Origin of the sequence: Streptococcus sp. ST16 (genome assembly GCF_046098135.1) — a bacterium.
Taxonomy (GTDB): Bacteria; Bacillota; Bacilli; order Lactobacillales; family Streptococcaceae; genus Streptococcus.
In genome coordinates this window covers 23,228-35,860 of sequence record NZ_JBJUSE010000002.1, presented here as the reverse complement: position 1 = coordinate 35,860, position 12,633 = coordinate 23,228, and the positions used below count along the sequence as shown (strand labels likewise).

Sequence of the window (12,633 nt, the reverse complement as noted above, 5' to 3'; positions counted from 1 at the left end):
ATAGGTAGCAAAAGAGGTGAAGAAATGAATCAAACGATAAACTATATCAAAGAATTAACCGCTATTGCATCTCCAACGGGCTTTACTCGTGAGATTTCAGACTACTTAGTCCGTACTTTAGAAGAGCTTGGTTACCAGCCTGTTCGCACAGCTAAGGGTGGTGTCAATGTAACGATTAAAGGTCAAAACGACGAACAACATCGCTATGTGACTGCCCATGTGGACACACTCGGAGCCATTGTACGTGCTGTCAAACCTGACGGTCGTCTCAAATTAGATCGTATCGGTGGTTTTCCTTGGAACATGATTGAGGGAGAGAACTGTACCGTTCATGTGGCTAGTACAGGTAAAACGGTATCTGGAACTATCCTCATCCACCAGACATCTTGCCATGTCTACAAAGATGCAGGAACTGCAGAACGCACACAGGACAATATGGAAGTGCGTTTGGATGCAAAAGTGACCAATGAAAAAGAAACGCGTGCCTTGGGCATCGAGGTTGGAGACTTTATCAGCTTTGATCCACGTACTGTCGTGACAGAGACTGGTTTTATCAAGTCCCGTCACTTGGATGACAAGGTCAGCGCAGCAATTTTGCTCAATCTTCTTCGTGTTTATAAGGAAGAGGGGATTGCATTGCCAGTAACAACTCATTTTGCTTTTTCAGTCTTCGAAGAGGTGGGCCACGGTGCTAACTCCAATATTCCAGCTCAGGTAGTAGAATATCTAGCTGTAGATATGGGAGCCATGGGCGATGACCAGCAAACAGACGAATATACAGTGTCTATCTGTGTCAAGGACGCTTCAGGTCCCTATCACTATGACTTCCGTCAACACTTGGTAGCTTTGGCGAAAGAGCAAGATATTCCATTTAAGCTCGACATTTATCCATTTTACGGTTCGGATGCTTCAGCGGCTATGTCATCAGGAGCAGAGGTCAAACATGCCCTCCTTGGAGCTGGTATTGAATCCAGTCACTCTTACGAACGAACACACATTGATTCGGTCGTGGCGACTGAGCGTATGGTTGATGCCTATCTCAAGAGTGCATTGGTAGACTAATATGTGCTTGATTTGTCAAAGAATTGAATGGATCAAGGCAGGGGAAAATCCCTACTTTGTAAAAGAACTAGAAACAGGCTATGTTGTCATTGGAGACCACCAATACTTTAAGGGCTATACCTTATTTCTGGCAAAAGAGCATGTCACAGAACTCCACCATATGGAGACTTCTGAAAAACTTCGTTTTCTAGAGGAAATGAGTTTGGTCCAAGAAGCTGTCGCCAAAACGTTTAAAGCTGAAAAGATGAACATCGAACTTCTAGGAAATGGGGATGCCCACGCTCACTGGCACCTCTTTCCAAGACGATCAGGTGATATGAGGGGCCATGGATTGAATGGCCGTGGTCCAGTCTGGTGGGTGCCCTGGGAAGAAATGGCGGCAGAAGATTGCCAAGTGAAATCCCATGAATTGGAACAAATGATTAAAGCCTTATCCGATGAATTAGAGAAGCACTTGGTATAAGAGAGGAAGAAAAAATGAAAAAAAGATACATCGTTTTATCTGGTTTGCTGGCAGTAACCCTAGCAGCATGTTCTCAAGAAACACCTAAAAATGAAGAAAACACTCAAAAAACGGAACAAACTAGTCAACCTGAAGGAACTGTAGGGAGCAAATCTCAAGCCTCTAGTCAGAAGAAGGCAGAAGTTGTCAATAAGGGAGACTACTATAGTATTCAAGGGAAGTACGATGAAATCGTCATAGCTAATAAGCACTATCCTTTGTCAAAAGACTATAATCCAGGAGAAAATCCAACAGCTAAAGCAGAGTTGCTGAAACTCATTGCAGCAATGCAAGCAGCTGGCTACCCAATCAGCGATCACTACAGTGGTTTTAGAAGTTATGAAACTCAGGCTAAGCTCTACCAAGACTATGTCAATCAAGATGGCAAAGAAGCAGCAGATCGCTACTCAGCTCGCCCAGGTTATAGTGAACACCAAACGGGTCTTGCTTTTGATTTGATTGGGACTAACGGAGAGTTAGTGACAGAAGAGAAGGCGGCCCAGTGGCTCTTGGATCATGCGGCTGACTATGGCTTTGTCGTTCGCTATCTCAAAGGCAAGGAAAAAGAGACTGGCTACATGGCAGAAGAATGGCACCTTCGTTATGTCGGAAAAGAAGCCAAAGAGATTGCTGCAAGTGGTCTCAGTTTGGAAGAATACTATGGCTTTGAAGGCGGAGATTACGTCGATTAAAAACGAAAGTTTTTTCTTGCATTTTTAGATAAATAGTGTATAATGGAAAGGTATGTGTAAAGCATACTTGTGGGAGGTAAAAATCTTTAATTACCGCCAAAACCACAAAGGAGGATTTAAAAATGGCTAAAAAAGTCGAAAAACTTGTAAAATTGCAAATCCCTGCTGGTAAAGCTACACCAGCTCCACCAGTTGGACCTGCTCTTGGTCAAGCTGGTATCAACATCATGGGATTCACAAAAGAGTTCAACGCTCGTACAGCTGACCAAGCTGGTATGATCATTCCAGTTGTTATCTCAGTATACGAAGACAAATCATTTACTTTCGTTACAAAAACACCACCAGCTGCTGTTCTTTTGAAAAAAGCTGCAGGTGTTGAAAAAGGATCAGGTACACCTAACAAAACTAAAGTTGCTACAGTTACTCGTGCACAAGTACAAGAAATTGCAGAAACTAAGATGCCAGATTTGAACGCAGCAAACATTGAGTCTGCAATGCGTATGATCGAAGGTACTGCTCGTTCTATGGGATTCACTGTTGTTGACTAATCAATAACACAGTAGAAAATCTCACAGCAGTCTATTAGTTGCTTTTCATACTAGGCAAGAGACTGAGGCTTGTACTTAGGTACAGTAAGGGAACTTAACGAAGTAGGAAAAGGAAAATAATAGACTGAAAACCCGCAAGACTTCATCATTTCGAGGAGTGACGTGGGAGATGAAAATCGATTGAACCACTTACAAGGAGAATAGAAAATGGCTAAAAAAAGCAAACAACTTCGTGCTGCTCTTGAGAAAATCGACAGCACAAAAGCATACAGTGTAGAAGAAGCTGTAGCACTTGCAAAAGAAACTAACTTTGCAAAATTTGACGCAACTGTAGAAGTTGCTTACAACTTGAACATCGACGTTAAAAAAGCTGACCAACAAATCCGTGGAGCAATGGTATTGCCAAACGGAACTGGTAAAACTTCACGCGTTCTTGTTTTTGCACGTGGTGCAAAAGCTGAGGAAGCAAAAGCTGCAGGTGCAGACTTTGTTGGTGAAGATGATCTTGTTGCGAAAATCAACGACGGTTGGTTGGATTTCGACGTAGTTATCGCTACACCTGACATGATGGCTCTTGTTGGACGTCTTGGACGTGTCCTTGGACCACGTAACTTGATGCCAAACCCTAAAACTGGTACTGTAACAATGGATGTTGCTAAAGCAGTTGAAGAGTCTAAAGGTGGTAAAATCACTTATCGTGCTGACCGTGCAGGTAACGTTCAAGCAATCATCGGTAAAGTATCATTTGAAGCTGAAAAATTGGTTGAAAACTTCAAAGCTTTCAACGAAACAATCCAAAAATCAAAACCAGCTACAGCTAAAGGAACTTATGTAACAAACTTGACAATCACAACTACACAAGGTGTTGGTATCAAAGTTGACGTAAATTCACTTTAATCAGTAGTTTATAAAAGAAAGGACGAGTGCGAAAGTGCTCGTTTTTTTATGAGTATGACCTTTTAGAAAAATCAGTTCATTGATCAGGTTTGTAGCAATAGTGCTTTTCCTCTTCTTCTTTCACAGAAAATATGGTATAATAGAGAGTAAAAAACTTTGAAAGAAAGAAAAAGATGAATTTAAAAGATTATATCGCAACGATTGAAAATTACCCTAAGGAAGGTATTACCTTCCGTGATATTAGCCCTTTGATGGCAGATGGAAATGCTTATAGCTACGCAGTTCGTGAAATTGTTCAGTATGCAACCGATAAGAAGATTGACATGATCGTGGGCCCAGAGGCTCGCGGCTTTATCGTGGGCTGCCCAGTTGCTTTTGAGTTGGGAATTGGCTTTGCACCCGTTCGTAAACCAGGGAAATTGCCACGTGAAGTCATTTCTGCTGACTATGAGAAAGAGTACGGTATTGATACCTTAACTATGCATGCTGATGCGATCAAGCCAGGCCAACGTGTTCTCATCGTAGATGATCTTTTGGCAACAGGTGGAACTGTCAAGGCAACGATTGAGATGATTGAAAGACTTGGTGGTGTTGTAGCCGGTTGTGCTTTCTTGATTGAGTTGGATGAGCTTAAAGGCCGTGAAAAAATCGGAGACTACGATTACAAGGTACTTATGCATTATTAATGAAAAACAGTCCTTGGGGCTGTTTTCTCTTCATCTGCTATATAAATTAACTATAGCTAGTTAGAGAAAAACTATAATTGAAAACTATATCTTCATACAGTATAATAAAGGGAAGAAGTATTTGGAGGTTTTTACTTTCAAACAGACAACATCATTCCCGAAATAGAGAACTGTTAGGAGGGTATTATGCCGATTCGAATTGATAAAAAATTACCAGCTGTAGAGATTTTAAGGACAGAAAATATCTTTGTTATGGATGACCAAAGGGCTGCTCATCAGGATATTCGCCCCTTGAAGATTTTGATTTTAAATCTCATGCCTCAAAAAATGGTAACAGAAACGCAACTCTTGCGACATTTGGCGAATACCCCTTTACAATTAGATATTGATTTCTTATATATGGAAACACATCGTTCCAAGACAACTCGTGCCGAACATATGGAAACCTTCTATAAGACCTTTCCAGAGGTCAAGGATGACTTTTTTGATGGAATGATTATCACAGGAGCACCAGTCGAGCATTTGTCTTTTGAAGAGGTGGACTACTGGGAGGAATTCAAGCAGGTCATCGAATGGTCCAAGACGCATGTTTTTTCAACCCTACATATCTGTTGGGGAGCACAAGCAGGTCTTTATGTTCGCTATGGCGTTGAAAAGCACCAGATGGATCGGAAACTATCAGGCATTTATCCACAGGACACCTTGAAAGAAGGGCACCTTCTTTTTAGAGGTTTTGATGATCGCTATGTAGCTCCTCATTCTCGTCATACTGAGATTTTAAAAGAAGAAATCTTAAACAAGACCAATCTGGAGATTCTGTCAGAAGGTCCTGAGGTTGGGGTTTCTATCCTAGCTAGTCGAGATTTGCGTGAGATTTATAGTTTTGGTCATTTGGAGTACGATCGTGACACTTTGGCAAGAGAGTATTTTCGTGATTATGAGGCGGGACTCGACCCTCATATCCCAGAGAACTACTTTAAAAATGATGATGTAAATGAGACGCCCTGTCTCTGTTGGTCTTCATCAGCTGCCCTCTTTTTCAGCAATTGGGTAAACTATGCAGTTTATCAAGAAACCCCTTTTGACTGGAGAAAGGTAGAGGATGATGCGGCTGCATTTGGATATCTATAAGAGGAATTATGACATATTTTGACGCTTTTAAATCAGGGAACTTGGTTTTGCCAAGTGCCCTGCTCTTGCATTTTAAGGAACTCTTTCCTTCCAGCGAAGATTTTCTGGTCTGGCAATTTTTCTATTTACAAAATACCACAGCCTTAGGAGATGTTTCACCTAGTCAGATTGCTGAAATCATTGGGAAAGAGGTGGCAGATGTCAACCAATCCATTTCGAATTTGACTGAAAATGGTTTACTGCAATATCGGACCATTGAACTAAATGGGGAAATTGAGCTTATTTTTGATGCTAGTCTGGCTTTTGAACGCTTAGATAGCTTGTTGGATACCCAAACTCCAGTTGTGACTGCCCCAAACCCGCAAAATCAATTGAAGGATCTGGTTGAAACCTTTCAGCAAGAATTAGGGCGCTTGCTGACGCCGTTTGAAATCGAAGATCTTTCCAAGACTGTCAAAGAAGATGGGATCAAGGCGGATTTGATTAAGGAAGCTCTCCGAGAGGCCGTCCTCAATGGCAAGCCAAACTGGAAATATATTCAGGCAATCTTACGAAACTGGCGCCATGAAGGCATTCAATCTGTTGCCCAAGTAGAAGCCAAACGAGCAGAGCGAGAAGCGAACAATCCCAAACAAGTTCAGGCTTCGGCTGATTTCCTCGATGCCATGAATTTGTGGCACGATTAGTCGCTTGAAAAATCTTGAAAATTAGAGTAAGGTTTGCAAGCTCCTTATAAATATGATAGAATAATAGTGAATAAAATGAAAAAAGAGGTATGTGAAATGTCACGTAAACCATTTATCGCTGGTAACTGGAAAATGAACAAAAATCCAGAAGAAGCAAAAGCATTCGTTGAAGCCGTTGCATCAAAACTTCCTTCATCAGACCTTGTTGAAGCAGGTATCGCAGCTCCTGCAGTTGATTTGACAGCTGTTCTTGCTGCTGCTAAAGGTTCAAACCTTAAAGTTGCTGCTCAAAATTGCTACTTTGAAAATGCAGGTGCGTTCACTGGTGAAACTAGCCCACAAGTTTTGAAAGAAATCGGTACAGACTACGTTGTGATTGGTCACTCAGAACGTCGTGACTACTTCCATGAAACTGACGAAGATATCAACAAAAAAGCAAAAGCAATCTTTGCAAATGGTATGCTTCCAATCATTTGTTGTGGTGAGTCACTTGAAACTTACGAAGCTGGTAAAGCGGCTGAATTCGTAGGTGCTCAAGTATCTGCTGCATTGGCTGGCTTGACAGCTGAACAAGTTGCTTCAACAGTTATCGCTTACGAGCCAATCTGGGCTATCGGTACCGGTAAATCAGCTTCACAAGACGACGCACAAAAAATGTGTAAAGTTGTTCGTGACGTTGTAGCTGCTGACTTTGGTCAAGAAGTAGCTGATAAAGTACGTGTTCAATACGGTGGTTCAGTTAAACCTGAAAACGTTGCTTCATACATGGCTTGTCCAGACGTTGACGGTGCCCTTGTTGGTGGTGCGTCACTTGAAGCTGAAAGCTTCTTGGCATTGCTTGACTTTGTAAAATAATCTAAGTTATTTCAGACAGACAGTTAAAGGTACTAAGTGACTTTGACTGCCTGTCTTATTTTTACTTGGAGCATTCTTGTGAAAGATGGATTTTTCTAGAATAGGAAAGTTCCTTAGGGAAAGAAAGGCGTGCAGATGCGCGCTCTTTTCTATATCAAAAAGTTATGAAAGGGGGAGTTATGCTCTATATTTGGTCTTATTTGAAAAAATATCCCAAGTGGTTATTCTTGGATTTCTTTGGAGCGGTTTTCTTTGTTATTGTCAATCTTGGACTGCCAACTGTTCTGGCTCGGATGATTGATGAAGGTGTGAATAAAGGGAATGAACAGCAATTGTATGTTTGGGCTGCAATTATGCTGGTGATTATCCTATGTGGAACCTTGGGGCGTATAGTCTTAGCCTACGCTGCTAGTAAGCTGACGACCAATATGGTCAAGGATATGAGGGATGATCTCTATGCCAAATTACAAGAGTATTCTCATCATGAATATGAAAAGATTGGAGTGTCTTCACTGGTTACTCGCATTACCAGTGATGCCTTTGTTCTCATGCAGTTTGCAGAACAGACCTTAAAACTGGGTGTCATCACCCCCATGATGATGCTGTCTAGTATCTTAATGATCTTCCTGACCAGTCCGTCATTAGCCTGGATAGTGGCCTTTGCAGTACCTTTCTTAGCTGTGGTGGTCATTTATGTAGCGGTCAAGACTCGACCATTATCAGAGAAACAGCAGGCTACCTTAGATAAGATAAACCAATATGCCAGGGAAAATCTGATGGGACTCCGTGTCATTCGTGCCTTTACCCGTGAGGAGTTTCAAGAGGAACGCTTTGCAGGACAAAATGCAGTCTATGCAGCTAATTCCAATCGTCTGTTTAAACTAACCGGTTTGACGGAACCCTTGTTTGTTCAGATTATCATTGCCATGATTGTAGCTATTGTCTGGTTTGCTCTGGACCCTATCAAACAAGGAAGCTTGCAAATTGGGGACCTAGTAGCCTTTATCGAATATAGTTTCCACGCCCTCTTGTCCTTCCTTTTTCTATCCAATCTCTTCACTATGTATCCTCGTACAGCCGTTTCGAGTGAACGTTTGAAAGAAGTCATGGATATGCCGATTTCTATTGATCCCAATGAAGGAGGCGTCAGAGAGACAGCAACCCACGGATATTTGGAATTTGAAAATGTCACCTTTGCCTATCCTGGCGAGACGGAAAATCCTGTTTTGCATAACATTTCTTTCAGCGCTAAACCGGGTGAAACCATTGCCTTTATCGGTTCAACCGGATCTGGTAAGTCCTCTCTTGTGCAATTGATTCCTCGTTTTTACGATGTCACGCTTGGGAAAATCAAAGTTGATGGTATCGATGTGAGGGATTATCGACTTAAGTCTCTTCGTCAAAAGATTGGTTTTATTCCCCAGAAGGCCTTGCTCTTTACCGGAACTATCGCTGAAAATATCCGCTATGGGAAGGAAGATGCTAGTTACAAAGATTTACATCAGGCAGCGGATGTGGCGCAAGCCAAAGATTTTATCGAAAGCCGAGAAGAAGGCTTTGCGACCCATCTAGCTGAAGGTGGAAGCAATCTTTCTGGGGGACAGAAACAACGTCTCTCAATTGCAAGAGCGGTCATAAAGAATCCTGATATCTATATTTTTGACGATTCCTTCTCAGCCTTAGATTATCGTACGGATGCTATTTTACGTCGTCGTCTCAAGGAAGTTACTCAAAATGCTACAGTTTTAATTGTTGCTCAACGTGTTGGAACGATTATGGACGCGGATCAGATCATCGTTCTGGATAAGGGAGAAATCGTGGGTCGCGGTCGCCATGAGGAATTAATGGAAACCAATGATATCTATCGTGAGATTGCTGAGTCGCAGTTGAAAAATGCATCTCTAACAGAAGAATAGGAGGAAATATGAAAACACAATCTAGTTTGGCTCGTCTGTGGAGCTATTTGAAAGCCTACCGTTTTTCTGTCTTTTTTGCAGTCTTTCTAAAAGTTTTAAGCGTAGTCATGAGTGTCTTGGAGCCTTTTGTATTGGGGCTAGCCATTACGGAGTTGACAAAGAATCTCTTAGATATGGCTAATGGTCTTGCAGGCGCTCGTATCAATACTGGCTACATCGGAAATGTTTTAATCATTTACCTCTTTAGAGGTCTCTTGTATGAACTTGGGTCTTATTATTCCAACTATTTCATGACCAATGCGGTCCAGTCTATGACTCAGGATTTGCGAAATGAAATGACCGAGAAAATCAATCGTATCCCAGTATCTTTCTTTTACAAACACCAATTTGGTGATTTGTTGGGGCGCTTTACCAGTGACGTTGAGACAGTGTCTAATGCTCTTCAACAGTCTTTTCTCCAAATTGTCAATGCCGTTTTGACGATTGTTCTCGTCATGGGAATGGTTTTATACTTGAACTTTCAACTGGCTATAGTGGTGATTCTATCCATTCCGGTGACTTATTTTGGTGCCAGAAGTATCCTGAAACGTTCTCAGCCTTATTTTAAAGAACAGGCAGCTATTTTAGGACAGATGAATGGCTATGTGCAGGAAAATCTTACAGGTTTTAATGTTTTGAAACTCTATGGTCGTGAGGAAACTTCTCATAAAGAATTTTCTAAGATTACAGACGATCTCCAACGTATTGGTTTTAAAGCCAGCTTTATCTCTGGACTCATGATGCCAGCCCTTCATGCTGTATCGGACTTGACCTATCTGATCGTTGCAGTTCTTGGTGGTTTGCAAGTGATTGCGGGGCGTTTGACAGTGGGGAATATGCAGGCCTTTGTTCAGTACGTTTGGCAGGTCAGCCAGCCTATCCAAAACATCACACAACTCGCGGGTCAAATGCAAAGTGCTAAGTCTTCGCTAGACCGCATCTTCGACATCTTGGATGAGACAGAGGAAGTCAAGGGAGAAGAACTCGAAATCCTTGAACCCTTAACAGGTCAGGTGACCTTCCAACATGTTGACTTCCAGTATGTTGAAAACAAACCATTGATTCGAGACTTTAATCTGGAAGTTCAACCGGGAGAGATGGTGGCGATTGTTGGTCCTACTGGAGCTGGTAAGACGACCTTGATCAATCTGCTTATGCGCTTTTACGATGTCACAGCAGGCGCAATCTTGGTTGACGGGCAGGATATTCGCCAGTTGTCACGTCAAGACTATCGCCGTCAGTTTGGGATGGTCTTGCAGGATGCTTGGCTATATGAAGGTACGATCAAAGAAAACCTACGTTTTGGAAATCTTGACGCCAGTGACGAGGAAATAATAGAAGCTGCCAAAGCAGCAAATGTAGACCACTTTATCCGAACTCTTCCTGGTGGTTATAACATGGAGATGAACCAAGAGTCGAGCAATATTTCCCTAGGGCAAAAACAACTTTTGACCATCGCGCGTGCCCTCCTAGCCAATCCTAAAATTCTCATTCTGGATGAAGCAACTTCCTCTGTTGACACCCGTTTGGAACTCTTGATTCAAAAAGCCATGAAACGCTTGATGAAGGGAAGAACCAGCTTTGTTATCGCTCACCGTCTCTCTACTATTCAAGAAGCGGACAAGATTCTCGTTCTTAAGGATGGACAGATTATTGAACAGGGAAATCATGAAAGTTTGCTCCAAGCAAAAGGTTTTTATTATGACCTGTACCAAAGCCAATTTTCAAGTAAATCCGAGCAAGTCGGCTAATCAAAACTGTCCAGACTATTCTTAAATTATCAGTCTATTACAATTTTTCTCAGATAGTACACTTTTCTTGCTATCGTTTTATGGTAGTAGTATACTTATACTGTAACCAATAATAGGATGGTTACAAAAAAAGGAAAGAGGTAAGAAATATGGTTGAATTGAAAAAAGAAGCAGTAAAAGACGTTACAACATTATCTAAAACAGCGCCAGTAGCATTAGCAAAAACAAAAGAAGTATTGAACCAAGCAGTAGCAGACTTGTATGTGGCTCACATTGCCCTTCACCAAGTTCACTGGTATATGCGTGGTCGTGGTTTCCTCGTATGGCATCCAAAAATGGATGAATACATGGATAGCCTTGATGGTTATCTTGACGAAATCAGCGAACGTTTGATTACCCTTGGTGGCAAGCCTTACTCAACTTTGACAGAATTCCTTCAACACAGTGAAATCGAAGAAGAAGAAGGAGAATTCCGTAACGTTGAAGAAAGCTTGGAACGTGTTCTAGCTATTTATCGCTACCTCATCAGTCTTTTCCAAAAGGCTTTGGATGTGACTGACGAAGAAGGCGATGATGTTACAAACGATATCTTTGTTGGTGCTAAGGCTGAATTTGAGAAAACAGTTTGGATGCTTGCAGCAGAACTTGGACAAGCTCCTGGTTTGTAAAATATAGTTGCTACCCCTTTTATCATGAGGTACTTGATAAGTGCCCATGACCAATCATCTTTTAAAAGTCATGTAACTGTAAACAGTTGCGTGACTTTTTTGTCTGCTAGACTTAGGACACATTGTCAAAAGTGGGATTTTACGGTATAATAGTTGCTGTTCGAGAAATTTTGATTTTCAAAGAATAGCGAAATGTTATAAGGAGAACCCATGAACAACTTACCAAATTGCCCAAAATGTAATTCAGAATATGTCTACGAAGATGGAAATCTCTTGGTCTGCCCAGAGTGTGCCTATGAATGGAATCCTGCTGAAGTTGCAGAAGTAGAAGAAGGTGTTGTCGCTATTGATGCAAACGGAAATAAATTGGCCGACGGCGATACTGTGACCCTTATCAAGGATTTGAAAGTAAAAGGTGCACCAAAGGATTTGAAACAAGGAACTCGTGTTAAAAATATCCGTATCGTAGAAGGTGACCACAACATCGACTGTAAGATTGATGGTTTTGGGGCTATGAAATTGAAGTCAGAGTTTGTTAAGAAAATCTAGCTATGAAAACGAACTACAAATTTATTTTTTATAGTCGTGTGCTTTTGTTCTTAGCGGCATTTACAGGAGTTTATTTAGAGATTACCAAGCACGGTGGTTTTGGTATGCTCCTTTACTACACGGTGCTATCTAATCTCTTGGTAATGACTTTCACGGGCTATCTACTCCGTGTGATGAGCCGTTCAGGTGAAAATTGGCAAAGTCCGACCTTGCTTCGTCTCAAGGGTGGCGTCACCATGAGTATCATGATTACCTGTGTGATTTACCATTTTATGCTTGCACCGATTGCGACAGACTTTTACCGAGTGGAAAATTTCCTTTGCCACTATATCGTTCCACTCTGGTTTTTAGCCGACACCCTCTTCTTTGATAAACAGGGTCAATACAAGATCTGGGATCCAGTCTTGTGGACTATCTTGCCCTTGGTTTATATGATTTTTGCCTTGTTTAACGGCCTGGTCTTGAAGCTCAATATTCCAAATTCCAAGGACAATCCCTTTCCATATTTCTTTTTGAATGTGAACAAGGGTTGGGATGTAGTCATCAAATGGTGTTTGATCATTTTTGCGGCTTATATGGTTGCAGGCTTCATCTTCTATCTGATCAAGCAAATCAAGCGAAAATAGTCTTCCTATTAGGAAAGTTAGGACG

Annotated in this window: 14 protein-coding genes; all 14 read left to right on the top strand. The window is 41.6% G+C overall.

Translation table 11 applies throughout. The annotated features are described in order from the left end of the window. Positions 1-24: 24 nt before the first annotated feature. On the top strand, positions 25-1,062 hold the full coding sequence (locus ACIY14_RS01905) for a M42 family metallopeptidase (RefSeq protein ID WP_409001312.1): 1,038 nt from the start codon (positions 25-27) through the stop codon (positions 1,060-1,062). Position 1,063: 1 nt separating this feature from the next. After that, a complete protein-coding gene (locus tag ACIY14_RS01900; protein WP_215804446.1) occupies positions 1,064-1,525 on the top strand; it encodes an HIT family protein in 462 nt (153 codons plus the stop codon). A 14-nt stretch (positions 1,526-1,539) separates the two neighbouring features. Next, on the top strand, positions 1,540-2,256 hold the full coding sequence (gene ldcB, locus ACIY14_RS01895; RefSeq protein ID WP_409001311.1) for an LD-carboxypeptidase LdcB/DacB: 717 nt from the start codon (positions 1,540-1,542) through the stop codon (positions 2,254-2,256). A 122-nt stretch (positions 2,257-2,378) separates the two neighbouring features. Next, positions 2,379-2,804 (top strand): 50S ribosomal protein L11, encoded by a 426-nt coding sequence (gene rplK / locus ACIY14_RS01890; RefSeq protein WP_001085808.1) that lies wholly within the window; start codon positions 2,379-2,381, stop codon positions 2,802-2,804. Between the two features lie 207 nt (positions 2,805-3,011). Continuing rightward, entirely contained in the window at positions 3,012-3,701 is a 690-nt protein-coding gene (rplA, locus tag ACIY14_RS01885) for a 50S ribosomal protein L1 (RefSeq protein ID WP_001085676.1), read from the top strand. Between the two features lie 173 nt (positions 3,702-3,874). Next, complete coding sequence (locus tag ACIY14_RS01880) at positions 3,875-4,387, top strand: adenine phosphoribosyltransferase (protein ID WP_001049316.1); 513 nt, start codon at positions 3,875-3,877, stop codon at positions 4,385-4,387. A 186-nt stretch (positions 4,388-4,573) separates the two neighbouring features. After that, positions 4,574-5,518, top strand: a complete 945-nt coding sequence (gene metA, locus ACIY14_RS01875; protein ID WP_409001310.1) for a homoserine O-succinyltransferase — start codon at positions 4,574-4,576, stop codon at positions 5,516-5,518. Positions 5,519-5,526: 8 nt separating this feature from the next. Then, positions 5,527-6,204, top strand: coding sequence for a DnaD domain-containing protein (locus ACIY14_RS01870; protein ID WP_409001309.1), 678 nt, complete (start codon positions 5,527-5,529; stop codon positions 6,202-6,204). Positions 6,205-6,300: 96 nt separating this feature from the next. Next, on the top strand, positions 6,301-7,059 hold the full coding sequence (gene tpiA / locus ACIY14_RS01865; RefSeq protein ID WP_000087900.1) for a triose-phosphate isomerase: 759 nt from the start codon (positions 6,301-6,303) through the stop codon (positions 7,057-7,059). 179 nt (positions 7,060-7,238) lie between these two features. After that, a complete protein-coding gene (locus ACIY14_RS01860) occupies positions 7,239-8,975 on the top strand; it encodes an ABC transporter ATP-binding protein (RefSeq protein ID WP_409001308.1) in 1,737 nt (578 codons plus the stop codon). A gap of 8 nt (positions 8,976-8,983) precedes the next feature. Continuing rightward, positions 8,984-10,765, top strand: coding sequence for an ABC transporter ATP-binding protein (locus ACIY14_RS01855; protein ID WP_409001307.1), 1,782 nt, complete (start codon positions 8,984-8,986; stop codon positions 10,763-10,765). Between the two features lie 149 nt (positions 10,766-10,914). Further along, on the top strand, positions 10,915-11,433 hold the full coding sequence (locus ACIY14_RS01850) for a Dps family protein (protein WP_409001306.1): 519 nt from the start codon (positions 10,915-10,917) through the stop codon (positions 11,431-11,433). Between the two features lie 210 nt (positions 11,434-11,643). Further along, positions 11,644-11,982: a zinc ribbon domain-containing protein YjdM gene (locus ACIY14_RS01845; protein WP_001061598.1), complete on the top strand. Its 339-nt coding sequence runs from the start codon at positions 11,644-11,646 to the stop codon at positions 11,980-11,982. A gap of 2 nt (positions 11,983-11,984) precedes the next feature. Beyond that, entirely contained in the window at positions 11,985-12,608 is a 624-nt protein-coding gene (locus ACIY14_RS01840) for a Pr6Pr family membrane protein (protein WP_409001305.1), read from the top strand. Positions 12,609-12,633 lie beyond the last annotated feature (25 nt).

What these genes read in the sequence shown, in the direction of transcription:
- ACIY14_RS01905 (WP_409001312.1), top strand. Translation starts at nt 25, where the DNA reads ATGAATCAAACGATAAACTATATCAAAGAATTAACCGCTATTGCATCT.
- tpiA (WP_000087900.1), top strand. Translation starts at nt 6,301, where the DNA reads ATGTCACGTAAACCATTTATCGCTGGTAACTGGAAAATGAACAAAAAT.
- ACIY14_RS01855 (WP_409001307.1), top strand. Translation starts at nt 8,984, where the DNA reads ATGAAAACACAATCTAGTTTGGCTCGTCTGTGGAGCTATTTGAAAGCC.
- rplA (WP_001085676.1), top strand. Translation starts at nt 3,012, where the DNA reads ATGGCTAAAAAAAGCAAACAACTTCGTGCTGCTCTTGAGAAAATCGAC.
- ACIY14_RS01845 (WP_001061598.1), top strand. Translation starts at nt 11,644, where the DNA reads ATGAACAACTTACCAAATTGCCCAAAATGTAATTCAGAATATGTCTAC.
- ACIY14_RS01850 (WP_409001306.1), top strand. Translation starts at nt 10,915, where the DNA reads ATGGTTGAATTGAAAAAAGAAGCAGTAAAAGACGTTACAACATTATCT.
- ACIY14_RS01900 (WP_215804446.1), top strand. Translation starts at nt 1,064, where the DNA reads ATGTGCTTGATTTGTCAAAGAATTGAATGGATCAAGGCAGGGGAAAAT.
- rplK (WP_001085808.1), top strand. Translation starts at nt 2,379, where the DNA reads ATGGCTAAAAAAGTCGAAAAACTTGTAAAATTGCAAATCCCTGCTGGT.
- ACIY14_RS01870 (WP_409001309.1), top strand. Translation starts at nt 5,527, where the DNA reads ATGACATATTTTGACGCTTTTAAATCAGGGAACTTGGTTTTGCCAAGT.
- ACIY14_RS01840 (WP_409001305.1), top strand. Translation starts at nt 11,985, where the DNA reads ATGAAAACGAACTACAAATTTATTTTTTATAGTCGTGTGCTTTTGTTC.
- ACIY14_RS01860 (WP_409001308.1), top strand. Translation starts at nt 7,239, where the DNA reads ATGCTCTATATTTGGTCTTATTTGAAAAAATATCCCAAGTGGTTATTC.
- ACIY14_RS01880 (WP_001049316.1), top strand. Translation starts at nt 3,875, where the DNA reads ATGAATTTAAAAGATTATATCGCAACGATTGAAAATTACCCTAAGGAA.
- metA (WP_409001310.1), top strand. Translation starts at nt 4,574, where the DNA reads ATGCCGATTCGAATTGATAAAAAATTACCAGCTGTAGAGATTTTAAGG.
- ldcB (WP_409001311.1), top strand. Translation starts at nt 1,540, where the DNA reads ATGAAAAAAAGATACATCGTTTTATCTGGTTTGCTGGCAGTAACCCTA.